We start from the raw sequence: 24,114 nt of genomic DNA on the forward strand, positions 1-24,114 counted from the left end.
AACAGGACCTCCTGCCCGGATGGGAAGGAGGCCCTGCTGGTTGGTAGCAACCTGAAAGCGTCGCAACCCCTTGGGGTTTACTGGGCGTTCAGGCTGTAGGTCAGGGTTTGATCGTTGAAGCGGACCACATAGGCTCCCACCACCGGGGTAGTGATGTCGGCACCGGTCAGCTCGGCGACGCCATCCTTGTTGGTATCCCCGTAGTTCTGGCTCCAGTCACCCTTTATATCGAACTTGAAGCGCTGGTTGGTCTGGCCATCGAAGGTGACTCGTGCTTCCCACTGATTGTCGGCGACCAGGGTCATGGCAAGAACACCCCAGCCGTTCGGGGTACCACGAAAGTGCAGGGTCGGCAGCTCGCTGGTGTAGGCGCCACTGCCGTCGGTCACGTTCACGGTCGCGCTGACACTGGCTGTCAGCCCTTCTGTATCGGTGACAGTGACTGTCACTGTGCGGGAACCCAGGGTATCGAACTGGACAGTCTCTGTCTTGCCGCTGCCACCGGTGGACCAGCTGTAACTCGCAACACCGGCATCATCGGCGGAACCTGAGGCGTCAAACACCAGGCTCTCACCCAGCTTGACGCTGGGGTTTTTGGGCGAGATGACCGCAACTGGTGCCTGGTTATTGTTCAACGCTGTGACCGTGTAGCTGAGATCGCTCTCCTTGAGGGCGATGCGATACTGGCCTGCACCATTGAAGTAGATATCCCTGCTGCTGCCTTTGTCGGCAATGCCGTCCCCTTCGTTGTCACCGTAGTTCTCGGTCCAGTTGCCAAATACATCGAACTTGAAGCGCTGGGCACCGCTGGTGTCACCGGCGCCGGTGAAGTTGACGATGGCCGACCAGATGCGGTTGGCATCCACCTGCATCGCCGTGTTGCCCCAGGTATTATGGGTACCGCGCAGGTTCAGGCTGCTGAATCGGTTACCCGGAATGACGCCACCGCAAGGGGCTGCCTTGGTACAGCCGGCCAGGATGGCGGCGGCCTTCATGCCGACGAGATTCAGGCTGGCCTTGCCGCTGCCGTCGACCTTGATGTAGGCGCCGCTGCAGTAATCATTGCCACTCAGGATGTTGCAGTACTCGCCAGCGGGCAGTCCGGTCTGGACTGAGGCCACCAGGTTGCCGCTTTCGTTGTTGATGGCGACGAAACCTTTGTCACCCCGACCGAAGGCAATCTGATTGTTGCCGTTATCCCACCAGTTGTTGACCGGCAGATCCTTGGTCTGGTTGTGGAACATGGCCATGTTCATGATCTGTGGACGGCGTTGTTCACAGTTCCACTGGGTATCGGAGCAAGGTGTGCTGCCGGGGGCGCCCTTGTCGGTTTCGTAGGTACCCATGTTCTCGAAGCGATATCCCGACATTACCTGCTTCCAGCCATAGGGCCAGGCCATCATGAAGACGTTGGCCAGCTCATAGCGGGCACCGTTCATAAAAGTGAGCATGCCGCCGCCACCGTGACCGCGCTCGCGGTCGTGGTTGACCACGAAGATGAAGGACTTGTCGGAAGGGAGCAGGCCCCAGCTCTCTCCCAGGGTCTTAAGATTCTTGATCTTGCCGTTGAAGTTGGCAGCGAGATCGGTGCCGTACTTGAACTCGGTGACTGTGTCGATATGGGTGTAGCGATTGGGCTGGATCTCGGCGGATTCACCACCTGCACCGATCACTTCCAGATAGGCTTTTGGGGAGCCTGCCTTGACGAGGATGGCCTTCACATCGGCAGGGGCCATGTGTTTGGCCGCGTCAACCCGAAAACCCGCAACTCCCCAACCGAGCAGGGTCTTCATATAGGTGGCAATCTGATCCTGCACATAGGGCGACTCGGTTTTCAGGTCCGGCATCCCGTAAAGCGCGCCATTCCAGACGTTGTTGCTGTCGCCGTAGTTGGTGATGTCACCGCTATGGTGGAAGTCGTTGTAGCCGAACTGGGGATACTGATATTGCCCCGAGTTGTAGCTGCCGCCGCCGGTGGCGGTTCCCGTGCCCGATGCCAGCTGGTTGAAGACGGCATCGGCGTAGATCTTGACCCCGGCGGCGTTACATCGGGCGATCATGCTCTTGAGCTCCGCCTCGTTGCCGCCATGGCTATTGAAATTTTTGAAGCTGACAGGTTGATAGACGGTCCACCAGACCTGGCTTCCTTGCTTGTGCTCGGCAGGCGGCGTGATCTGAACGCTTCCGAATCCCTTGGGGCCGAGGACATTCTCGCACTCGTTGGCGATGTCGTTGAACTTCCATTGGAACAGGTGAACCATGACGCCTTCGGCGGTGGCAGTGTGGCTGAATGAGCTCAGCACCGCAGTGAGCATGGCAGTTCGAAACAGTGTGTTGTGCATGACGATTTTCCCTTCGATTTTGCTGTTATTGATGTATCACTGTCTGAATGTCGAACGGACAACGAACAATCCTCGTTCGGCTCAGTAGCATCAATGAAATCGATATGGTTGAAAATCAAACAATTTTATTTAGTTAATAATTGTGAATGAAAATGCTTTCATGCGCTGTTTGAACGGTTATCGATGACAAGGTATGGGGCTTTCCAGCGCCGGAGTCATCCGGTATAGACGCTGACGTTAAGCAGGGAAAGGATGACTGGGTAGCAGGTGCGGGTTTGCCGATGCAGCATGGCTGCATCTAAATTGTGTCGGGATACGGGCACCCGGGGAGGATGCCCGTCTGGCTCAAGAGTGCGGCTCTTGCCGGACTGTTGCGGTACGCTGGCGCATCGGCAACATGCGAGCTACCAGATTGCTGCGCTGACGCCAGGAGGTGAACGCCAGGGCCGTCAGGTGCAGAGCAATCAGCCCCTGCAACGCCCAGGTGCACCAGACGTGCCAGTCATCGGCACCCAGCTCAAACCCCGTCTCCGTGTTCTGGAACCAGCCGCTACCAGCGGTGGCCAGTACGGTCAGCCAGAGCGCCCATACCGCCAGTTTGCCGCTGCCATGATGACCGGGGGCGGCCGGAGCTCGTTCTCGCAGCTCCACGGCCTGCTGGCGAAAATCTTCCCGGCTCGGGATCAGGGTTCGCAACCGGGCATGGTCTTTGGCGAAAGAGAGCCCCCACAGCAGGCGCAGGACAATCAGTGCCATGGCTGCGTACCCCAGCCATTCATGCCACTCCTCCCCGGCTTCGTTGAGCCAGAGATTGCCGATACAGGCAGCCGCCACACCCCAATGGGTGAGGCGGACCAGACTATCCCAGTGAAAGGGATCAGCCTTTTTGCTTGGCATATTTGTGGTACTCCTTCTTCAGGTCATTGACCTTGGCCAGGTGCTCGCGCGCCTTGGCCTCGTCACCTGCCTTGAGGGCGGCCAGGCTGGCATCCAGCTCGGTCTGCACCTCGTTCATGCCTTCCAGGAACTTCTCTTTCTTGGCGGTGGGCATGTTCTTCTGCTTGGCGACGTCGAGCTGAGCCTTCATCTCGTTGATGTGCTTCTCCATGGTGGCTGCATCGTCAGCTTTGACAGCCTGCTTGTAGTTGAAGCCGATCTTCTTCATCGGCTGTTCCAGATCACCCGCCATGGCAGGCAGGGTCATTAGGCCAAACATCAGGGGCAGCAACAGGGGGCGAACAGTTTTCAACATGGAATTTCCTTATTGGACGACATTGCGGTTTCTTATGGCACTCTTTTGAGTGCGGTTAATTTAACATGATGCCATGAAGATTGGGCAATTGTATGAAGAAAGTACGACCAATTGTGACCAAGTGTGTCCATTGTGCTGATCACATGTAGCACGCCGAATGGCACCTGGTTTGTCAGACGATGGACGTTGGCGAGGGGAGGAATAGCGACATCACAATCCCGTTGCTGGTAGTCGGGCTGTGCCGGGCAGAAAAAAGGGCCCGCAGGCCCTGATGATCATGGTGGTGGCGAAGGCGGGAATTACTGCTCCTGCTCGCGCTCTATGGCACGCCAGCCGATGTCCTTGCGGTAGAAGATGCCATTCCACTTGATGCGACCAGCCAGCTGATAGGCGCGTTGCTGCGCCTCGGCAACCGTGTAGCCCAGTGCGGTGGCGCACAGCACACGGCCACCCTGGGTCAGGCTGGTATCCCCTTCCAGTCGGGTCCCGGCATGGAACACCTTCTCACCGGCCACTTCATCCACCGGCAAGCCGCTGATGGGGTGATTGCTGCTGTAGTCGCCAGGATAACCACCCGCTGCCAGCACAACACCGATGGCGGCGCGAGGATCATAGATGGCCTCTTTCTGATCCAGCTTGCCTTCGCAGGCGGCCAGGCAGAGTTCCACCAGATCGGACTGCATCCGCAGCATGATGGGCTGGGTCTCGGGGTCGCCGAAGCGGCAATTGAACTCGATCACCTTGGGGTTGCCCTGGTCATCGATCATCAGGCCGGCGTAGAGGAAGCCGGTGTAGACATTGCCTTCGGCCGCCATGCCACGCACGGTTGGCATGATCACCTGCTCCATCACCTTCTTGTGCACCGCATCGGTGACCACGGGTGCGGGGGAGTATGCGCCCATGCCGCCGGTGTTGGGACCTGTGTCGCCATCGCCGACCCGCTTGTGATCCTGACTGGTGGCCATGGGCAGCACATGCTCGCCATCCACCATGACGATGAAGCTCGCTTCTTCCCCGTCCAGAAACTCTTCGATCACCACACGGGCACCGGCATCGCCGAATGCATTGCCGGAGAGCATGTCACGCACGGCGTCTTCCGCTTCTTGCAGGGTCATGGCGACGATCACGCCTTTACCTGCCGCCAGACCATCGGCCTTGATGACGATGGGAGCACCCTTCTCACGCAGATAGGCGAGCGCAGGCTCCACCTCGGTGAAGTTCTGGTAGTCGGCGGTCGGAATGGCGTGACGGGCCAGGAAATCCTTGGTGAAGGCCTTGGAGCCTTCCAGCTGGGCGGCGGCGGCGGTTGGGCCGAAGATGGGCTGACCGGCGGCGCGGAAGGCGTCGACCACCCCCTTCACCAGCGGGGCTTCAGGCCCGACTATGGTGAGACCGACCTGTTTCTCTTTGGCAAAGGCCAGCAGCCCCTCGATATCGGTCGCCTCGATGGCGACGTTCTCGACGCCAGGCTCCAGCTGGGTGCCCGCATTGCCCGGCGCCACGAAGACGTGGTGCACCAGTGGAGAGTGTTTGGCCTTCCAGGCCAGGGCGTGTTCACGACCGCCGTTGCCAATGATCAGTACTTTCATCGTATCGCTCGCTTCTATTTGTGGTAACCGGCTCGGCCCGCAGATGGCGCGTCGCCGGTTGAAAATAGTCAGTTGAAAAGAGACAACAAAAGGGTCGCCAGGGCGACCCTGACTCATCAGTGACGGAAATGGCGCATGTTGGTGAACACCATTGTCATGCCGTGTTCGTCGGCTGCATCGATCACTTCCTGATCGCGCATCGAGCCGCCTGGCTGGATGACGCAGGCGATACCGGCGGCCGCGGCGGCATCTATGCCATCGCGGAACGGGAAGAAGGCATCGGAGGCCATGACGGAGCCTGCCACCGTCAGCCCTTCATCCTCGGCTTTGATGCCGGCGATCTTGGCGGAGTAGACCCGGCTCATCTGGCCGGCGCCGACGCCTATGGTCTGACCCTCTTTGGCGTAGACGATGGCGTTGGATTTGACGAACTTGGCCACTTTCCAGCAAAACAGCAGATCTTTCAGTTCGGCTTCGGTTGGCTGGCGCTTGCTGACCACTTTCAGGTCGCCCTGGGTCACCATGCCGAGATCCCGCTCTTGCACCAGCAGGCCGCCGTTGACCCGTTTGAGGTCAAACCCCTGAGCCGGTGCAGTCCACTGGCCGCACTCGAGCAGACGAACGTTCTGCTTGGCGGCGACTACATCGCGAGCCTCCTGGCTCACGCTCGGGGCAATGATCACTTCCACGAACTGGCGCGCGACTATGGCGGCTGCGGTGGCCCCGTCCAGTTCGCGGTTGAAGGCGATGATGCCGCCAAAGGCGGAAGTGGGGTCGGTCTGGTAGGCGCGATCGTAGGCAGTCAGCAGGTCATCGCCGATGGCCACGCCACAGGGGTTGGCGTGCTTGACGATGACGCAGGCGGGCTCACTGAACTCTTTCACGCACTCCAGCGCCGCGTCGGTATCGGCGATGTTGTTGTAGGAGAGCGCCTTGCCCTGCAGCTGTTGGCTGCTTGCGACAGAACCCGGGGTGGCATGCTCCTCGGCATAGAAGGCGGCAGCCTGATGGCTGTTCTCGCCGTAGCGCATGTCCTGCTTCTTGATGAACTGGCTGTTGAAGGTGCGCGGGAAGCGGGACTCGGCATCGCCCTCCTTGTTGTCACCATAGCTCGGCACCATGGTACCGAAGTAGTTGGCGATCATGCCGTCGTAGGCGGCAGTGTGCTCGAAGGCGGCGATGGCAAGGTCAAAACGGGTAGCCAGTTTGAGGCTGTTGCCGTTGGCATCCATCTCGGCGATCACGCGTGCGTAGTCGGCTGCCTTGACCACGATTGCCACGTCTTTGTGGTTCTTGGCGGCGGAGCGCACCATGGTCGGGCCGCCGATGTCGATGTTCTCGACTGCATCGGCCAGGGTACAACCGGCTTTGGCCACGGTAGCGGCAAAGGGGTAGAGGTTGACGACAACCATGTCGATGGGGGAGATATTGTGCTGGGCCATGATGGCGTCATCCTGATCCCGACGGCCGAGAATGCCGCCATGAACCTTGGGATGCAGGGTCTTGACCCGACCGTCCATCATTTCAGGGAAACCCGTGTAGTCGGAGACCTCGGTCACCGGCAGACCCGCGTCGCCGAGCAGCTTGGCGGTGCCGCCAGTGGAGAGCAGGGCCACGCCACGTTCGTTGAGTGCCTTGGCAAATTCCAGGATGCCAGTCTTGTCAGACACACTCAGCAGTGCACGGCGAATGGGTCGAGCTTGTTCCATCACACTATCGTCCTCAGCATGCGGGAACTTCTATGGCAGGCAAGCGCACTGGGTCGCACCAAACACAGAGAGTCCCCAAATAAATGTAAGTGGGGGATTTCGCAAACCACTCTCGCCTGAAAGACCCGTTTCTGGCAAAAGCGTTTTAGGAAATGCCCGCTTGACGCGACGCTCTCTTGTGGGCGCGTATTCTACACAAAAAATGTGACCTGTGGTGGATTTTTTAAAGTGACAAAGCCTTGCCTGGTGCGGTGTTAAACGTTTTCTGGTTGTTTTTTGTGAAACGTTTGTCTTTTCAGTGTTTTGATGAAAAAAAGCGGCGGACTCACCTTTTGCTTGCCCCTTTCCTGCCCTTGGCTGGCAATCAAGGGGCAAAGGGGCGATAGTAGGTTCCGGTTTTTTCGAGTGGCAAACCAGAAGGGAGACAGGGCATGTATCGGATCGGTGAACTGGCCAAGGCGTGCGGGGTAAAGGCGGATACCCTGCGCTTTTACGAGAAGAACGGCCTCATCTCGCCGGGGATCCGCAACGAGTCCGGCTACCGCCTCTACGGCGAGCAGGACAGGCGGCGACTCGAGTTCATCATACGTGCCAAGTCGGTGGGCTTCTCCCTTGCCGACATAGGTGAGCTGCTCGATCTCGACACCCACAAGGCCAAGGTGACCTGTCAGGAGGTGAAGGCGGTGGCCGACACCAAGCTGGCCCAGGTGGAGCAGAAAATCGTGGAGCTGACCCGCTTTCGCGAGAATCTGCGCGAGCTCTCCAACATCTGCTGCGGCGGTCCACGCTCGGCGGAGCACTGTGCCATCTTGGAGGTGCTCGAATCCGGCGCCCCCGCCCAGCATGAGCATCATGCCCACGCTCATGAATAAACCCATTGACCCGACAGCGGTTGCTGGTGGCGAGCATCCAGATAGCGCCCTATCAGCCGTTTGCGCACAGAGACAAGCATCATGATGACAAGACCCGAAGTCACCGTCTTCCTGGCGCTTTCCCTTGATGGCTTCATCGCGGGGGAGGCCCACTCACTCGACTGGTTGACGCCTTATTCTTCCGATCCCCCCGATGAAACCGGGTTCAATGCGCTGATGGAGCACTGCGATACGCTGCTGATGGGGCGCAATACCTATGATGCCATCATGGGGTTCGGCGTCTGGCCCTATGACGGACTGAGAGTCAGGGTGATGACGTACAATCCCGTCGAGCCTCGCTATCAGGAACAATTTGTCAGTGGTGAACTGAGGCAGGTACTGGCCGCGCTGTGGGATGAAGGGGCCCGTCATGTCTATCTGGATGGCGGCAACCTGGTGCGTCAGGCTCTGCAGGCCGACCTGGTCGATACGCTGACGCTGTCCAGCGTCCCGGTGCTGCTTGGCAAAGGCATTCCGCTGTTCGGAACTGATATCCCGGTGAGTCACTGGCATCCAGCTCAGGTGAAGACGCTGCCAAGCGGGATAGTTCAGGTGAGTTACCAGCGCAAGCAAGGGGGCTGATCAGTTTGCCAGGATGCCATTGTGACAGCGGCGATTTGGTGACAAAATCGCTGCGTTTTTGACCTGGGCCACAGGGCCTGCAGAGAAAACCGCAATCCAGCCAATAACGAGAGAGAAGAGAAGGAGCCACTATGGCCAAGAGAAGGGTTGATGAGCCCGTCATCGTGCAGGATATCGCCGCTCAGGCAGGCTATGCCCACAGGCGCGGGGAGATAAAGGATAACCACTTGCAAGCCCTGCTCACGGATCCGCTGTTTCGCAGCCGGGTCGAGCAAAACAAGAAGGGCAAGGGGAGTTACCAGCGCAAGGCCAAATATGGCAAGCGGTGGGAGCCCGGCCAACAGCAGATGAGACGCGTCTGCTGCTGAGCGGGTTTCTGCCATCGGCAGGATTCAAAACAATCAGGGCACCAATGGCGCCCTGATTGTTTTATGGAGAAAACGGCTAGCCAATACTTGGCTCACGACCTGTCGCGAGAGACAGTCAACAAGGTGAAGAGCAGCGCAGGAACCGGAGCGTATAGGCATACGTGAGGATTCCGAGCAGCGCATGAGCCTTGATCACGGTTTCGCAGCAAGATCGTGAACAAGTTTTTACTCGTCCATAAAGAGTTCCAGCAGCACATTCAGGTAGCGATGGCCGAGAGAGGTGAGCTGCCAGCAATCCCCCAGATCTTCGATCAGCTCCTTGGTCTGGGCAATCGCGAGCATAGTCTCCACCCGCTCCAGGCCCAAGCCGGTGTAAGCCTCGAACTCCGCCTTGGGGGCCGGCTCGAATAATCTGAACCGGTTCATGAAGTACTCCAGCGGCAGTTCGTCCTCGGTCACCTGCCACTGCTTGTCCAGGTAGGGGCGGGCGGGATCCAGATAGCCTTTCGGGTGCTTCACCTTGGCGCTGCGCAGTATCTGGCCGCTGGCAAGATCCGTCATCTTGCCGTGGGCGCCGCAACCTATCCCGAGATAATCGCCGAAACGCCAGTAGTTGAGATTGTGGCGGCACTGATAGCCCGCTTTGGCATAGGCCGAGATCTCGTACTGCTGATAGCCCCGGGCGGTGAGCATGGCGTGCCCCTGCTCGTAGATGTCCCACAGGGTGTCATCCTCCGGCAGCCGTGGTGGCTTGGAGGCAAAGGCCGTGTTCGGCTCTATGGTGAGCTGATACCAGGAGAGATGCGGCGGCGCGCAGTCGATGGCCTGTTGCAGATCATAGAGGGCGTCGTCCAGGCTCTGATCCGGCAGGCCGTGCATCAGGTCCAAGTTGAAGGTGGGAAGCGCGATGGCGTGGGCCAGTTCGGCGGCCTTGCGTGCCTCTTCGGGGCCGTGGATGCGACCGAGCCGGGTCAATTTTTCTTGCTGGAAGCTCTGTACCCCGATGGAGATGCGGTTGATGCCCGCCTGCTTGAAGCCGGCGAACTTGTCCGCCTCCACAGTGCCCGGGTTGGCCTCCATGGTGATCTCGCAATCCGGCGTCAGGGGGATGCGGGCGCGCACCCCGTCCAGCAGGGTCTGCATGGCCTCTACCGTCAGCAGGCTGGGGGTGCCACCGCCGATAAAAATGGAGGAGAGCGGACGCCCCTGGGCCCACTTCAGATCCAGATCCAGATCCTCCAGCAGAGCGGCCACATACTCGAGGTGGGGCAGCTCCCCTTTCTGGGCGTGGGAGTTGAAGTCGCAGTAGGGGCACTTCTGGACGCACCAGGGCACATGGATATAGAGGGAGAGGGGCGGCAGTTGCAGCATGGGGCTTCCAATAATCAAAAATAAAAACGGGGGCTGACGGCCCCCATTGTAGATGACAATGCTTGATTGGCGAGAGGCGGCGAACTCAGTGAGTCGCAGCCAGAGCGGCTTTCAGCTTGGCCAGCGCCTGGCCGCGATGACTCAGCTGGTTTTTCAGCTCGCTCGGCATCTGGGCCGAGGTGCAGTCATGGTCGGGGACAAAGAACACGGGATCATAGCCAAAGCCGTGCTGGCCGCGGGGCTCGTCGATGATCATCCCCTCCCAGCTCGCCTGGCAGATGATGGGGGTGGGATCGTCGGCGTGACGCATGTAGACCAGCACGCACCAGAAGCGGGCACTCTTGAGATAGTCGGGGGCACCCTTGAGCTCGGCCAGCAGCTTGTCGATGTTCTCCTTGTCGCTGGCACCTGCGCCTGCAAAGCGGGCGGAGTAGACGCCGGGGCGACCGTGCAGCAGATCCACTTCCAGTCCCGAGTCGTCGGCGACGGCGGGCAGACCTGTAATGCGGGCGGCGTGACGGGCCTTGATGATGGCATTCTCGACGAAGGTGGTGCCGGTCTCGTCGGCATCAGGCACAGCAAACTCGCTCTGCGGGATCACCTGGATCTTCATATCGGCCAGCATGGTGGCCAATTCCTTCACCTTTTTCTGGTTCCCTGTTGCCAGGACAAGCTTGTTCATCGAGCACCTCCGCAAAATAATCTGCGCATTCTATGCGGGGCACGCCTTGAGTAAAAGCGCCAATTGCCCTCAATACCTCCGAGGCTTGCCGCTACCTTGACCCCAGTGGATGTGCGAATAACATACATGTTTCCGTATAGGAATAACCAAAGTGATTAAATACCATTTCAATTCATTACTGTGAGTCAGTAGACTCGCGCCCCAATCGATTTTCCGTAAGCCATGAGGTGACTGATGCCATTGATTCTTCTGCTTGTACTACTGGTGCTGTTCAGTCCGCTGGCCATCGACATCTACCTGCCGGCCATTCCGCAGATGGCCGAGCAGCTAGGTGCCGAAGTGACACTGATGCAGGGCACCATCACCTGGTTCCTGTTCAGCATGGGGCTGGGTCAGCTGCTGGTGGGGCCGCTCGCCGACCGTTATGGCCGCAAGCCCATCGCCCTGGGTGGTGTGCTGCTCTATGGCCTGAGCGCCCTGGGAGCCGGCTTTGCCGCCAGCCTGGGTGAGCTGATGCTGGCGCGGGTGCTGCAAGGCTTCGGCGCCTGTGCCACCTCGGTCGCCGCTTTTTCTGTGGTGCGTGACAGCTATGGTCCCAAGAAGAGCGGCCAGATGATCTCATATCTCAATGGCGCCATCTGCTTTATTCCGGCGCTGGCGCCGCTGCTGGGGGGCTGGCTCACCGCCAAGGCGGGCTGGTCTGCCAACTTCTGGTTCATGGCAGGTTACGCGGCCATCGTTGGCAGCTGGCTGCTGTGGCGGATGCCGGAGACCCGCCCGGGCGAGACTAGCAGCAGTGGTCCGCTCATCAGCTGGTCCCGCTACAGCCCTGTGCTGCGCTCCCCGAGCTTCCTGTTCAACGCCTGTCTGTGCATGTTGGCGATGGCGGTGATCCTGGCCTATGTCACGGCCGCCCCTGTGCAGTTGATGGTGAAACTGGGGCTGGACATGAGCGGTTTCAGCTACTGGTTCACGGCCAATGCGGCGCTGAATATCCTCGCCTGCTTCCTGGCTCCCCGTTTCATCGCCAGAGTCGGGCCGAGACGCACACTGCGCATCGGTCTGCTGGTGATCACATTGTCAGCCATGGCGCTGACTCTGGTGCAGCATATCGATCACCCGCTGGCCATGATGGGGCCCGTGTTCTTCTCCAGTATCGGCTTTGCCATGGTGCTGGGGGCTGCGGCCGGCATGGCACTGGCACCGTTCGGCCACTGTGCCGGTACGGCAGCAGCCCTGCTCGGCCTGTTCCAGATGAGTGGCTCCGGCGCCCTGGTTGGGATCACGGGCTGGTTGATGCCGGATCCGCTCAACCAGCTGGCGCTGCACATGTGGCTGCTGTTGCCGCCATTGCTGTTGCTGCTGACTCGTCAGGGCCGGCGCTTGTGTTTGCAATAAATCCTGTGCTCTGATGGGCACACTCAGGGGGCCATGAGCCCCCTGTTCTTTTTGCAGGCGACATCTCGCCTGACTCTCATGACACACAGACCCGTGGAGAAAACCGGATGAGCCAGACTCTCAACGCCGCCCTGGTGGGCTATGGCTTCGCAGGCAAGACCTTTCACGCCCCCTTCCTGACCAGCACCCCGGGCCTCTCCCTCGGTTGGGTAGTGAGCCGGGATGCGGCCAAGGTGCAGGCCGATCTGCCCGGTTGCCGGGTTGGATCGCTGGAAGATGTGTTGGCCGACAGCGCTGTGGATCTGGTGGTGATAGCCACCCCCAACGACACCCATGCCCCCATTGCCCGCCAGGCGCTGCTGGCCGGTAAGCACGTGGTGATCGACAAGCCGTTCGCGCTGGATCTGGCCGAGGCGAAGGCGCTGGTTGAGCTGGCCGGGAAGCAGCAGCGGCTGCTCAGCATCTTCCACAACCGGCGCTGGGACGGGGATTTCCTTACTGTGCGCCGTCTGCTGGCGGAGGGGGCCCTGGGGCAAATTGCCCAGTTCGAATCCCACTTCGACCGCTATCGCCCCGAAGTGCGCCAGCGCTGGCGCGAAGCTGGCGGCCCCGGCTCGGGTCTCTGGTTCGATCTTGGTCCTCATATTCTGGATCAGGCGCTGCAACTGTTTGGCCAGCCCGACTGGTTGCAGGCGGACTTGGCCCTTCAGCGGCCGGGTGCATTGAGCGATGACTACTTCCACGTGACGCTGGGCTATGGCGAATTGAGAGTGATATTGCACGGCAGCTGTCTGGTGTCGGCCACCATGCCTCGCTTCGTCATTCACGGCAGTGAAGGATCCTTCATCAAATTCGGCATGGACGTGCAGGAAGATCAGCTCAAACTTGGCAAGCGGCCCCCGGCGGCCGACTGGGGGCTGGATGATGCGCCCGGTCAGCTCAGCCGTATCCGGGAGGGCCAGTTGCAGCAAGAGACAGTGGCCGGTGAGGCAGGGGATTACGGTGCCTACTATCGCGGTGTTTGCGCTGCCATCCTGGGGGAGGGAGAGAATCCCGTCCCGGCCCGCGAGGCACTGGCCGTGATGGCGCTGCTGGATCTGGCCCGTGATAGCCACCAGCAGGGGAAACGGCTGGTTTGTCAGGTTTTGTCTGATTGATACTTCTGTCGTGGGTATCATTCGGCCAGATGCAATCACCACTTGCTGCCAGTGAATGTGCCATTCTTGGTGATTTATTATACGAAGCGGCAGTTTGGTGAGTGTTTTGTGTTAATGTTTTTAGTTGTAGTAGTTCTTTTCATCTAGCCAACGAGAAAATATCATTGTGATACTCGTTTCCATTGGCCGCGTATGGGGATATATTTCGCGCGCCTCTTGGCTCCCGGCCTAATGGGTTTCTAACCGGGTGAAAGGACGCACTGTGATGGTTGAATGAACCATCTCTCCATATTTTTTTGAGGGTATGCACATGAACAAAGTACTGGTAGCCGGTATCCTGGGTCTGATGTTGACCGCCTGTGGTCAGAAAGAAGAAGCCGCTGCTCCGGCTGCGACTCCGGCCGCCGACGTTGCTGCAACTGTTGAGAAAGCCGCTAGCGAAGCCACTGCTACTGTAGAGAAGGCTGCTTCCGAAGCGACTGCAACTGTTGAGAAAGCTGCTGCTGACGTAGCCACCAAGGCTGAAGCCGCAGTGAGCGATGCCAAGGCCAACTAAGCCTGCACCTCATCTGAAGACGGGCCCGGAGGCAACTCCGGGCCCGTTTTTTTATGGCCTGTCAGACAGCCGGGTTGAGCCGGGCGGTGAGAACATGATCCTCCCAGCGGCCATTGATCATCAGGTAATCCCGGGCATAGCCCTCCCGCTCAAAGCCAAGGCGCTCGAGCAGGGCGGCGCTACGCAGATTGGCTGGCATATAGCTTGCCATGACGCGGTGCAGGCCGTGTTCCCGAAACAGATACGCTATTCCGGCACCGACCACCTCTTGCATCAGACCCTGACCCTCATGGGCTTTATCGACGGCATAACCGAGGTGACAGGCCTTGAACATGCCCATCATGATGTTGGTGAAGTTGCAGGTGGCGATCACCTGCTCGCCCTTGGGGTCGAGCGCCACCAGATGGACGGCGCTGCCGTTGAAGAACTGGCCATAGCTGTCGCGCAATCGACCATGCCAGTGACTCAGGGTATAGAAGCTCTCGTCACGGCTGGGTTCCCAGGGGGTGAGGTGAGCGCGGTTGCGCAGATAGAAATCCAGCATCAGGTCGGCCCGTTCGGGCGGCAGGACTGTGACTCGGGTGCGGGCCGTGCTGAGGTGTGGTAGTGCCATCAAGGTTCCCTCTGTGGATTCATGAGCATGGTGGCGGCCGCTGGGGACAGGGCACCTGCGACCATCAGTGATCCCGTTGTCTTAGCCAGTCATCGCGCAGCAGACCGTAGTGGACGTGATCCACCACCCGATCTGCCAGCCGCTCGGCCCGCCGTGTGATCCCCTCCTGCTGCATGCCGAGTCGCTCGCACACCGCCCGGCTCGGCTCGTTCTCCACCGCCGCGCTTATCTCGACCTTTTCCATTCCCATCTCTTCAAAGACGTGATGGATCAATGCCTGACAGGCGCGGGTGATGATGCCGTTGCCCTGCCAGCGCTCTGCCAGCCAGTAGCCTATGGTGACCTTGGCCAGCGCCTGATCGATCTGGTTGTAGCCGATGACGCCAACCACTTCCCCCTGATATTCGATGGCGGTGGTCAGCCCCTCGCCCCGGGCAAATTTCTCGATGGCGTGGCGGATGAAGGTGGCGCTGTCAGCTGGCTGCTGTATGTAGGGGGGCCAGGGCAGCCACTGGGTGAGGTAGTCGCGGTTCTCCCGGCACAGGCCGAAAAGTTCGCTGGCCATGTCGGGCTGCAAAAACAGCAGTGCCAACTCGTCGTCCAGTTGCCATGAAAACATCCTTACCTCCCACCCGAAAATAGGCCTTTGCTGGCCGCCAAACAGCCAATGTAGCCAATCAACCCCTTGTTCGCCAAGGACTTTCATCCTCTCGCCTGCGTCCGCTATCCCCATATGGAGGGGCCCATATGCGGGGTTGTTCGAGGCCTTGCCATTCTCCGCCCTTTTTCAGCGCGATTCACTACTTCTGGTTTTGTTTTCGCTACTGAACAGGTGTAACAGCAGATCCTGCTGCGGGTTCATGCTGCTCTGTCACATATGACAGGCAGCAATTTTGATCTCGACAACTAGTGTAGGAACGCCGGGCAACGGATCCGGCGTGTAACCTTCATCGACCTAAGGAAAGACGAGATGAACAAAGTGTATTTGGCCGTGGTATTGGCCTGCTGGGGAAGCGCAGCCTTGGCTGCAGAACAGGTAGAAGTGCATCAGGTCGCGGGTATTCAGGGGGCACCGAGCGGCGCTGCCGGTGTCAGCGCACTGGCCGGGGATGGCGAGTTTCGTCAGGTACGGGTCGTCAAGTTGCCCAATGGCCAGCAGCGGGTTCGCTATGAGCAAACCTGGCGCGGCATTCCGGTGTGGGGTCAGGTGCTGGTGGCCGAACAGTCTCTCGGTGGGCAGATAAGCCAGGTTTCCGGCCAGATGTTGCGCCAGATTGATGCCGACGTGGCCAGCCCTACCGCCGCCCTGTCGCCGGCTGACGCTGCTGGCAAGGCCCGTGCCGGGGCCAAGGGCAGCAACGAGCGGGTCAAGCTGTTCGTGATGCAGGATGAGGCAGGTCAGGCCCGTCTGGTCTATCTGGTCTCCTGGCTGGCGGCAAGCGAAGAGCCGAGCCGCCCCTTCGTGGTGATCGATGCCCAGAGCGGCGCCGAGCTCAAGCGTTGGGAGGGGATCAACCACAAGGATGCCACAGGCCCGGGTGGCAACATCAAGACCGGCAAGTACTTCTATGGCGCGGACTTCGGCCCCCTGCTGGTGGATGACAACTGCCGCATGACCAGCCCGAACGTGGATACCATCAACCTCAATCACGCTACCTCGGGTGGCGCCGTGCATCAGTTCACTTGCCCGGAGAACACGGTCAAGGAGATCAATGGCGCCTACTCGCCGCTCAACGATGCCCACTACTTCGGTAACGTAGTGTTCAACATGTATCGCAACTGGTACAACACGGCGCCGCTCAACTTCAAGCTGAAGATGCGGGTGCACTACAGTCGCAACTATGAGAATGCCTTCTGGGACGGCAGCCAGATGACCTTCGGGGATGGTGCTACCACCTTCTACCCCCTGGTGAGCCTGGACGTGGCGGCCCACGAGGTGAGCCACGGCTTTACCGAACAGAACTCCGGGCTGGTCTATTCCGGTCAGTCGGGTGGCATCAACGAGGCTTTCTCCGACATGGCGGGGGAGGCGGCCGAGAACTTCATGAAGGGCAGCAATGACTGGCTGGTGGGCGCCCAGATCTTCAAGGGTAACGGCTCCCTGCGCTACTTCGAGGATCCGACCCGGGATGGCCGCTCCATCGGTCATGCCGCCGACTACCGGGCAGGAATGGATGTTCACCACAGCTCGGGTGTCTACAACCGCGCCTTCTACCTGCTGGCCAACACCAGTGGCTGGAACACCCGCAAGGCATTCGAAGTGTTCGTGCTGGCCAACCGGCTTTACTGGGGCGCTAATACCACCTTCGATCAAGGCGCCTGTGGCGTGACCAGGGCGGCCACCGACCTGGGCTACAGCCTGACTGACGTGGCGGCAGCCTTTACTACTGTCGGGGTCAATGCCTCCTGCGGTACCACGCCGCCGAGCGGCAGCGTGCTGCAAAACGGGGTGCCTGTGACCGGGCTCTCGGCCGCCAAGGGTGGCAAGGTGAACTTCACTATCGATATGCCGGCCGGCAAGAGCCAGCTGGTGGTCGCCAGCAGTGGTGGCACCGGGGATGCGGATCTCTACGTCAAGTTTGGTTCGGCTCCGACCAGCACCAGCTATGACTGCCGTCCTTACAAGGGGGGTAATGCAGAGACCTGTACCCTGAACTCGCCCCAGGCGGGTACCTGGTATGTACAGCTGAGTGGTTACAGCGCCTTTTCGGGAGTGACCCTCAAGGCAAGCTACTGATCCTGAGCTATGTGATCGAGTGCTTGGCGCCGGACTTGTCCGGCGCTTTTTTATGCAGACTTGCCCGACCAGCGCCGGGCAAGGGCTCTGGCTGCCTCCAGCACCCGCTCCTTGGCCGGATTGGGCCGCTTGCCGCTACGCCAGGCCATCATGACATCCCAGTGATCCGGCGGCAGGTCTACTACATCCAGCTGGACCAGGCGGCCAAACTCCAGATCCCGGCTGATGGCGAGTGCCGGCATCAGTGTGATGAAGCCGTGCTCCAGCGCTAGTTCCCGCGCCGCGCTGGCGGGCTGAATGGCGTGCAGCGGGCTCGTTACCTGGCGCAGCAGCCGCAGTTGCAGGATCAGCTCGTCACAGCCGATGCCCCACTGCTGGGGTGCCAGCCGCTCGTTGGCGATATCCTGCAGGGTCAAACTTTGTCTTCCTGCCAGCGGATGGGTGGCGCAGGCCACCGCTATGATGGGGGAGCGGTAGAGCAGCTCGAGCTGGATACCGGCTATGGCGGGGCACTTGAGGATGAAGCCGACGTCGGTTTCCCCGGTCAGCAGTTCCTGCATTATGATGCCGGAGTGATCCGTGTTGCAGCGGATCTCGAATGCTTCGTCTACCAATGCCAGCAGCAGGGGGCCAAACACCACTGTGGTCAGGGAGGGCAGGCAGGAGAGTTTGATGCGCGGCAGGGCTGGTGCTCCCTGCATCGCCAGGCGTCCCCCTTCCAGTGCACTCAGGGCGGCTGCCGCCGCAGGCAAAAACTGCTCGCAAGCCGGAGTGGGCGTGGCTCCGCGTCTGTGGCGGCGAAACAGGGGCTGCCCCAGCGCCTGCTCCAGTACGGCGATCCGCTGGCTGACCATGGGTTGCGACCAGCCACGAATGGCTGCCGCTTTGCTGAAGCTGCCGCGATTGACCACATCCAGTAGTAATTGCAAGTCATCCAGGGTCATAGCCATAACGTAATCCAATATGAAATATAGCCAGTTGTCGGCTACCACTATATCTGGCGCCCTTCCAGAATAGCAGTCTCAATTGTTGCGAATTGGCATATTGCCATGTCGGGTCAGAGGGTTGCAGTTACCCTTTGCCCGATTTGACGACGGTGTCATCCGGGCGATGAGACGAGCGAGTTGGATGTCATTAGCAAAGCAGGGGTCAGGCAGTCATGGTGGAGCGGGCGAGGCGGTTGGGGCGGTGGTTTTTGGCGTTGGATTCCCTCTTGGTGATCCTGGGATTTTTCGTGGTGATGCCCATGATCAGTCTGCGCTTCGTGGATCAGCTGGGCTGGGCGGCCGGAGTCGTCGGTCTGGCGCTGGGGTTGCGCCAGCTGACCCAGCAGGGATTGGGGGTGCTGGGGGGATCGCTGGCAGACAAGTTCGGTGCCCGGCCACTCATAGTGGGGGGCATGTTGTTGCGGGCCGCGGGGTTTGCCAGTCTGGCCTATGCCCAGAGCGGGCTTGAGCTGATCCTCTCCTGCATCATCTCGGGGCTGGGCGGTTGCCTGTTCGATCCACCCCGTGCCGCCCTGGTGATCAAGTTTACCCGCCCGCGTCAGCGGGGCCGTTACATCTCCTTGCTGATGATGCTGGAGAGCGCCGGCGCCGTGGTGGGGGCCCTGCTTGGCAGCTGGCTGCTCAACTTCGACTTCGAGTATGTCTGCCTGCTGGGGGCGGGTCTGTTTGTCTGTGCGGCCCTGTGCAACCTGCTGATCCTGCCCCCCTACAAGCTCTCGCAGCGGCCGACGCCTATCCGGGCCGGTCTCGGCCAGGTGCTGGCGGACAAGGCCTTCTGCCGGTTGGTGCTGATCCTGAGCGGCTACTACGCGCTCTGGGTGCAGGTGATGCTGATTTTCCCCATCCTGGTCAAACAGATGGCGGGCACCACCACGGCGGTGGGCTGGATGTATACCCTGGAGACCGCCATCTCGCTGACGCTGCTCTATCCGCTTGCCCGCTATGGGGAGAAGCACTTCAAGCTGGAAAACCGCCTGATGGCGGGCGTACTGCTGATGACAACCGGGATCGGGCTGGTGGCGTTTGCCACTACGCTGCCCGCCGTCTTCGTATTGCTGGCCTGCTTCTATCTGGGGATCGTCATCGCCGAGCCGGCGCGAGAGACGCTCATGACCAGGTTGGCACAGCCGGGGGCTCGTGGCAGTTACATGGGATTCAGCCGGCTGGGGTTGGCGCTCGGCGGCATGACGGGATACGTGGGGGGCGGGGCCCTGCATGACTACGCCAATGTCCAGGGGCAGCCCTGGTTACCCTGGCTGGTGTTGGGAACGGTTGGCGTGACTACCTTGTTGCTGCTGGTGAACTGCTTTCACCGCGAGCCGAGTCTGGCGCGGGTCAACATCTGACAGGCAATAAAAAACCGGCCGCAGGGCGGCCGGTAAATACAGTAGGCAATTCAGGGAAGACTTAGAAGTTGTACTGCAGGGCCACGGCGACCACGTCGTCGGTGTTCTTGCCGAGCGAGTTGGTGTGGGTACCGTTGACGTTGTCCAGCAAGTTGATCTTGTAATCAACGTACGCATTGAAGTTGTCGGTGAAGTTGTACCAGGCACCGATGGAAACATATTCGGTGGCGGTATCGTCAATGCCGCGGGCATTGTCTTTCACGTCGGTACGCAGGTAGGCCAGAGACGGCTTGAACTTGCCGAAGGTGTACTGGGCCACGGCTTCGTAGCCATCCATCTTCTCGGCGTAGCCGTTGTTGACGAACAGGTGGTCTTCACCGTGGGAGTAAGTAGCGGCCAGGTAGAGGTCACCGGCTTCGTACTTGGCACCCACACCGTACAGCTTGGCATCGCGGTCGCCACCGAAGGCAGCGTTGTCAGCCTGCTCGTCGGTCTTGCCAGCCTGGTTGTAGGCGGCACCCAGACTCAGACCCATGTCGAAGTCATAGTTGGCGGACAGGGCGAAACCTTCCGCAGACCCTTCTGAATTCCAGGTGCTGTTCGGGCCGGTCATCTCGGAACGGCCAGCGTTCTGCGGATCGTTGTTGCCGGTGAACTGGGCACCCAGGGTCAGACCCTGATAGGTGTAGATGTACTGAGCCAGACCGTTGGTGCGGCCGGTGCCGAATACTTCGGTGTCTTTACCCAGGCCATCACCACCCCATTCCGGCAGTACGTCCGTGTAGTTGTTCACCGCCTTGGTGAACAGGCCATCCTGACGACCATAGCTGAAGGCACCGAAACGATCGTGCTTGATACCGGCGAAGGCATAACGCAGTTCGTCGTTGTCAGAACCGGATACCGGCAGGTTGTACTCGGCAAAGCCGAAAGCGGTCAGCTCGTTGTCGATCTTGGTTTCGCCGGCAATGTGCAGACGGAAGTAGCTCTGATCACCCTCGGAATCCTTGTTGTCGGTACCGTAGTACATGCCTTGAGCACGGCCACCTATCTCGAGTTTGGTGTCGTTCTGGTCATAGACGGTCGCGGCTTGGGCGCCGCCAGCCAGCAGCACGCTGGAGATGGCCATAGTCAATGCTGTCTTCTTCATCGTTTTTTCCTCTGTGTAAACAATGTCGGACCTGTGCTCGGTCCTGCAGGATCGGTTGCTGTTCCGATGGCCCAGAGTAGATCTGTGAACCTTGATAGGAACTGAAGCGGTCGAGGATTAATTGGCGGAGAAAGGGAAAAACGAGGAATAAAAAACGGCCCAATGAGGGCCGTTTGAGTTTTTATGGCATTAAATGCTGATTAGAGCATCATACCGCCAAAGAAGAAGCCCAGTGCTACGGCGAAAGCTATGGTCGCGGTGCCAGGGATGAAGAAGGGGTGGTTGAACACGGCCTTGCCGATCCGGGTCGAGCCGGTGTCGTCCATTTCGACCGCTGCCAGCAGGGTCGGGTAGGTCGGCAGCACGAACAGGGCACTCACGGCGGCGAAGGAGGCGATGGCGGTCAGCGGGCTGACACCCAGTGCCAGCGCGGCCGGCATCAGGGCCTTGGTGGTGGCGCCTTGTGAGTAGAGCAACATGGCGGCGAAGAACAGCACCACGGCCAGCAGCCAGGAGTACTGGTTCAGCAGATCACCAGCGATCAGCTGAATGGTGTCCATGTTGCCTTTCACGAAGACGTTGCCCAGCCAGGCCACACCCAGTACACAGATACAGGCGGACATACCGGACTTGAAGGTCGGCATGTTGGTGATTTGAGTGGCGTCCAGTTTGCAGACCAGGGTCATGATGGTGGCAGCAGCCAGCATGATGCCCATGATGGCACCGTCACGGGGAATTGGCGGGTTGGTGATCAGCCCCACTTTGCCTGAGATGGCGGTGGCATAGGCCATGACGGCCACGATGGCGGCGATGAAGATCCAGACAGACACCTTGGCGTAAGGCTTCAGCTCCAGCTTGGTGGTGCCGCGCAGCTTGATCAGCCCTTTGGCTTTACGCTCCAGATAGACTTCATCCTGATCCAGCGGTTTGCCCATCATGTTGGCTATGAAGGCGCCCAGGATACAGGCGATGAAGGTGGACGGAATGCAGATGGCCAGCAGGGTCAGGTAGTCGACACCGAACGGCTCAAGCATGCCGGAGAAGGCAACCACGGCCGCCGAGATCGGGGAGGCGGTGATGGCAATCTGGGAGGCGACGACCGCGATGGAGAGCGGACGGGAAGGACGAATGCCTTGCTCCTTGGCCACTTCGGCGATTACCGGCAGGGTGGAGAAGGCGGTGTGACCGGTACCGGCCAGCATTGTCATCAGATAGGTGACGATGGGGGCGGCGAAGGTGATGTACTTGGGATTCTTGCGCAGAGCCTTTTCTGCCAGCGAAACCAGGTAGTCCATGCCACCGGCCAGTTGCATACAGGCAATGGCACAGATGACGGACGCGATGATCATGATCACGTCCCAGGGGATGAAGGTGACCAGCTGGTCGCTCGGAATTTGTACCCCCAGGCCCCAGGTCAGCACCAGCACACCCAGACCACCGGCAAAGCCGATACCGATACTGCCTATCCGGGCACCCAGATAGATAGCGGCGAGCACGACAAGTAACTCGATAACAATCATAGCGAACACTCCATTTTCCAGTTTTTTTAGGTTTTATTTGGCAGAAAAGCCAATTCCCGATGGGACTGGGTGAGACCGATCGGGAACTGACTTTATGGGCCGGGATAAACCCGGCCCATTTTCTCGCTTATACGGTGGCTTCGCGGGTGTAGCGCTTGGCTTTGTATTGCGGGTTCATCAGGTTCTCGATGGAGAGGATTTCGTCCAGCTGTTCGGCGGTCAGCAGGCCGCGTTCCAGCACGACCTCACGGACGTTCTTGCCGGTCTGGGCGCAGATCTTGCCGACGATATCCCCTTCGTGGTGGCCGATGAAGGGGTTCAGGTAGGTCACGATGCCGATGGAGTTCAGCACGTGGTTCATGCAGATTTCCGGGTTGGCGGTGATCCCTTCCACACACTTCTCGCGCAGGGAGATACAGGCTTTTTCCATCAGGCTCAGGGATTCGAACATGGCCTGACCAATCACCGGCTCCATGACGTTCAGCTGCAGCTGACCGGCTTCGGCGGCGAAAGTGATGGTGACATCGTTGCCGAATACCTTGAAGCAGGTCTGGTTGACCACTTCCGGGATAACCGGGTTGACCTTGGCCGGCATGATGGAGGAACCCGCCTGCATTTCCGGCAGGTTGATCTCTTTGAGAGCAGTGCGTGGACCTGAGGAGAGCAGACGCAGGTCATTACAGATCTTGGACATTTTCATGGCCAGACGCTTGATGGCACCGTGCAGCATCACATAGGCGCCGCAGTCGGAGGTTGCTTCGATCAGGTCTTCTGCCGGAACATAAGCACGACCGGTGATCTCGGCCAGGCGCTTGATGGCCAGGGCAGAGTACTCGGGCGGGGTGTTCAGGCCGGTACCGATGGCGGTGGCGCCCAGGTTCACTTCCAGCAGCAGCTCCTGGCAACGCTTGATGGACTTGATCTCTTCACGCAGGGTAACGGCGAAGGCGTGGAACTCCTGACCCAGTGTCATGGGCACCGCGTCCTGCAGCTGGGTACGACCCATCTTCAGGATGCTTTTGAACTCCTTGGCTTTGCCATCAAAGGCGGCGATCAGTGCTTCCAGGGCATGCAGTGTGGTGTCTGTGCTGTTTACCACGGCAACGCGGAAGCCGGTAGGGTAGGCGTCGTTGGTGGATTGGCACTTGTTGACGTGGTCATTGGGGTTGATGACGTCGTAACGGCCCTTCTCCAGACCCATGATCTCGAGGGCGATGTTGGCCAGTACTTCGTTGGTGTTCATGTTGACGGAGGTGCCTGCACCACCCTGGTAAACGTCGACCGGGAACTGGTCGAAACATTTGCCGGTGTTCAGCATCAGGTCGCAGGCTTCTACGATCTTGTCAGCAATTTCAGGACGGATGGTGCCCAGTTCGCCGTTCGCCAGGGCGGCGGCCTTCTTGGTCAGCACCATGCCGCGGACAAATTCCGGAACGTCAGAAATCTTCTGAGTGCTCAGCTTGAAGTTTTCGACTGCGCGCTGGGTATGCACGCCGTAGTAGAGCTCATTGGAAACTTCTTTGGTGCCCAGCAGGTCTTCTTCAATGCGGACGTTCTTGATGTCGCTCATTGTAATGCCTCAGAAATCAGATAAATGGAAACGATCCTCACCGAGTGGTCGCGAGTTCCTTACGCACGGCTCATCCTGAAGCACCACACATCGAGTGGGGCAGTTGGGAGCGTGTTTTGCTCCCTTAATTACTAGCGTCGATATTACCTCAATTGAGGTATCTGATATTAGACCTGGATCACTAAATTTGAGACAACCTCAAATAACTTGTGGTCATTAAACAGATATTGCAATTGAGCGATTAACTTTGACAGAAC

Annotated in this window: 21 protein-coding genes; 8 read left to right on the top strand and 13 right to left on the bottom strand. The window is 59.5% G+C overall.

The window, feature by feature from the left end; genetic code table 11:
- Nucleotides 1-77: 77 nt before the first annotated feature.
- The 5 genes from OKC28_RS10990 to purH all read right to left on the bottom strand — a co-directional run bounded on the left by OKC28_RS10990 (nt 78) and on the right by purH (nt 6,892).
- Complete coding sequence (locus OKC28_RS10990; RefSeq protein WP_256687398.1) at nt 78-2,342, bottom strand: alpha amylase C-terminal domain-containing protein; 2,265 nt, start codon at nt 2,340-2,342, stop codon at nt 78-80.
- 345 nt (nt 2,343-2,687) lie between these two features.
- Nucleotides 2,688-3,239: a cytochrome b/b6 domain-containing protein gene (locus OKC28_RS10995; protein ID WP_256687400.1), complete on the bottom strand. Its 552-nt coding sequence runs from the start codon at nt 3,237-3,239 to the stop codon at nt 2,688-2,690.
- A complete protein-coding gene (locus OKC28_RS11000) occupies nt 3,220-3,594 on the bottom strand; it encodes a cytochrome b562 (protein ID WP_058395205.1) in 375 nt (124 codons plus the stop codon). The genes OKC28_RS10995 and OKC28_RS11000 overlap by 20 nt, the downstream gene beginning before the upstream one ends.
- 299 nt (nt 3,595-3,893) lie before the next feature.
- Nucleotides 3,894-5,183, bottom strand: a complete 1,290-nt coding sequence (purD, locus tag OKC28_RS11005; RefSeq protein ID WP_256687404.1) for a phosphoribosylamine--glycine ligase — start codon at nt 5,181-5,183, stop codon at nt 3,894-3,896.
- 116 nt (nt 5,184-5,299) lie between these two features.
- Nucleotides 5,300-6,892: a bifunctional phosphoribosylaminoimidazolecarboxamide formyltransferase/IMP cyclohydrolase gene (gene purH, locus OKC28_RS11010; protein WP_021140079.1), complete on the bottom strand. Its 1,593-nt coding sequence runs from the start codon at nt 6,890-6,892 to the stop codon at nt 5,300-5,302.
- A gap of 431 nt (nt 6,893-7,323) precedes the next feature.
- On the opposite strand from purH, the gene zntR reads away from it, so the two are divergent.
- The 3 genes from zntR to OKC28_RS11025 all read left to right on the top strand — a co-directional run bounded on the left by zntR (nt 7,324) and on the right by OKC28_RS11025 (nt 8,753).
- Nucleotides 7,324-7,764, top strand: coding sequence for a Zn(2+)-responsive transcriptional regulator (gene zntR, locus OKC28_RS11015; RefSeq protein WP_059113499.1), 441 nt, complete (start codon nt 7,324-7,326; stop codon nt 7,762-7,764).
- An 81-nt stretch (nt 7,765-7,845) separates the two neighbouring features.
- The gene (locus OKC28_RS11020; RefSeq protein WP_256687408.1) at nt 7,846-8,385 is read left to right on the top strand and encodes a dihydrofolate reductase family protein; all 540 of its coding nucleotides are present in this window, start codon (nt 7,846-7,848) and stop codon (nt 8,383-8,385) included.
- A 131-nt stretch (nt 8,386-8,516) separates the two neighbouring features.
- Nucleotides 8,517-8,753 (top strand): alternative ribosome-rescue factor A, encoded by a 237-nt coding sequence (locus tag OKC28_RS11025; protein WP_005318940.1) that lies wholly within the window; start codon nt 8,517-8,519, stop codon nt 8,751-8,753.
- Nucleotides 8,754-8,978: 225 nt separating this feature from the next.
- Here the strand turns inward: OKC28_RS11025 and hemW are convergent, their stop codons facing one another.
- Together hemW and rdgB are read right to left on the bottom strand one after the other, a co-directional pair.
- Nucleotides 8,979-10,124: a radical SAM family heme chaperone HemW gene (hemW, locus tag OKC28_RS11030; RefSeq protein ID WP_234595487.1), complete on the bottom strand. Its 1,146-nt coding sequence runs from the start codon at nt 10,122-10,124 to the stop codon at nt 8,979-8,981.
- Nucleotides 10,125-10,209: 85 nt separating this feature from the next.
- Entirely contained in the window at nt 10,210-10,806 is a 597-nt protein-coding gene (gene rdgB / locus OKC28_RS11035) for an RdgB/HAM1 family non-canonical purine NTP pyrophosphatase (RefSeq protein WP_021140084.1), read from the bottom strand.
- A 234-nt stretch (nt 10,807-11,040) separates the two neighbouring features.
- On the opposite strand from rdgB, the gene OKC28_RS11040 reads away from it, so the two are divergent.
- From OKC28_RS11040 to OKC28_RS11050, 3 genes are all read left to right on the top strand, one after another.
- Complete coding sequence (locus tag OKC28_RS11040; protein ID WP_234595489.1) at nt 11,041-12,204, top strand: multidrug effflux MFS transporter; 1,164 nt, start codon at nt 11,041-11,043, stop codon at nt 12,202-12,204.
- 107 nt (nt 12,205-12,311) lie between these two features.
- Nucleotides 12,312-13,361 (top strand): oxidoreductase, encoded by a 1,050-nt coding sequence (locus OKC28_RS11045; protein ID WP_256687413.1) that lies wholly within the window; start codon nt 12,312-12,314, stop codon nt 13,359-13,361.
- A 310-nt stretch (nt 13,362-13,671) separates the two neighbouring features.
- A complete protein-coding gene (locus OKC28_RS11050; RefSeq protein WP_005318949.1) occupies nt 13,672-13,917 on the top strand; it encodes a hypothetical protein in 246 nt (81 codons plus the stop codon).
- A 61-nt stretch (nt 13,918-13,978) separates the two neighbouring features.
- Here the strand turns inward: OKC28_RS11050 and OKC28_RS11055 are convergent, their stop codons facing one another.
- Together OKC28_RS11055 and OKC28_RS11060 are read right to left on the bottom strand one after the other, a co-directional pair.
- Entirely contained in the window at nt 13,979-14,530 is a 552-nt protein-coding gene (locus tag OKC28_RS11055; RefSeq protein ID WP_270689213.1) for a GNAT family N-acetyltransferase, read from the bottom strand.
- Between the two features lie 64 nt (nt 14,531-14,594).
- Entirely contained in the window at nt 14,595-15,149 is a 555-nt protein-coding gene (locus OKC28_RS11060; RefSeq protein ID WP_256687416.1) for a GNAT family N-acetyltransferase, read from the bottom strand.
- Between the two features lie 351 nt (nt 15,150-15,500).
- Between OKC28_RS11060 and OKC28_RS11065 the strand changes: the two genes are divergently transcribed.
- Nucleotides 15,501-17,267 (top strand): M4 family metallopeptidase, encoded by a 1,767-nt coding sequence (locus tag OKC28_RS11065; RefSeq protein WP_256687418.1) that lies wholly within the window; start codon nt 15,501-15,503, stop codon nt 17,265-17,267.
- 50 nt (nt 17,268-17,317) lie between these two features.
- Here the strand turns inward: OKC28_RS11065 and OKC28_RS11070 are convergent, their stop codons facing one another.
- Complete coding sequence (locus OKC28_RS11070) at nt 17,318-18,217, bottom strand: LysR family transcriptional regulator (RefSeq protein WP_270689216.1); 900 nt, start codon at nt 18,215-18,217, stop codon at nt 17,318-17,320.
- 209 nt (nt 18,218-18,426) lie between these two features.
- Between OKC28_RS11070 and mdtH the strand changes: the two genes are divergently transcribed.
- Nucleotides 18,427-19,620: a multidrug efflux MFS transporter MdtH gene (gene mdtH, locus OKC28_RS11075; RefSeq protein ID WP_256687422.1), complete on the top strand. Its 1,194-nt coding sequence runs from the start codon at nt 18,427-18,429 to the stop codon at nt 19,618-19,620.
- 61 nt (nt 19,621-19,681) lie between these two features.
- Here mdtH and OKC28_RS11080 read toward each other — a convergent pair whose 3' ends face one another.
- The 3 genes from OKC28_RS11080 to aspA all read right to left on the bottom strand — a co-directional run bounded on the left by OKC28_RS11080 (nt 19,682) and on the right by aspA (nt 23,857).
- Nucleotides 19,682-20,767, bottom strand: a complete 1,086-nt coding sequence (locus OKC28_RS11080; RefSeq protein WP_058395192.1) for a porin — start codon at nt 20,765-20,767, stop codon at nt 19,682-19,684.
- Between the two features lie 200 nt (nt 20,768-20,967).
- Nucleotides 20,968-22,287, bottom strand: coding sequence for an anaerobic C4-dicarboxylate transporter (locus OKC28_RS11085; RefSeq protein ID WP_021140093.1), 1,320 nt, complete (start codon nt 22,285-22,287; stop codon nt 20,968-20,970).
- Nucleotides 22,288-22,414: 127 nt separating this feature from the next.
- Entirely contained in the window at nt 22,415-23,857 is a 1,443-nt protein-coding gene (gene aspA, locus OKC28_RS11090) for an aspartate ammonia-lyase (RefSeq protein WP_021140094.1), read from the bottom strand.
- Nucleotides 23,858-24,114 lie beyond the last annotated feature (257 nt).

The sequence above is a fragment of the Aeromonas sp. D3 genome (genome assembly GCF_027705025.1).
GTDB classification, from domain to species: Bacteria; Pseudomonadota; Gammaproteobacteria; order Enterobacterales; family Aeromonadaceae; genus Aeromonas; species Aeromonas salmonicida.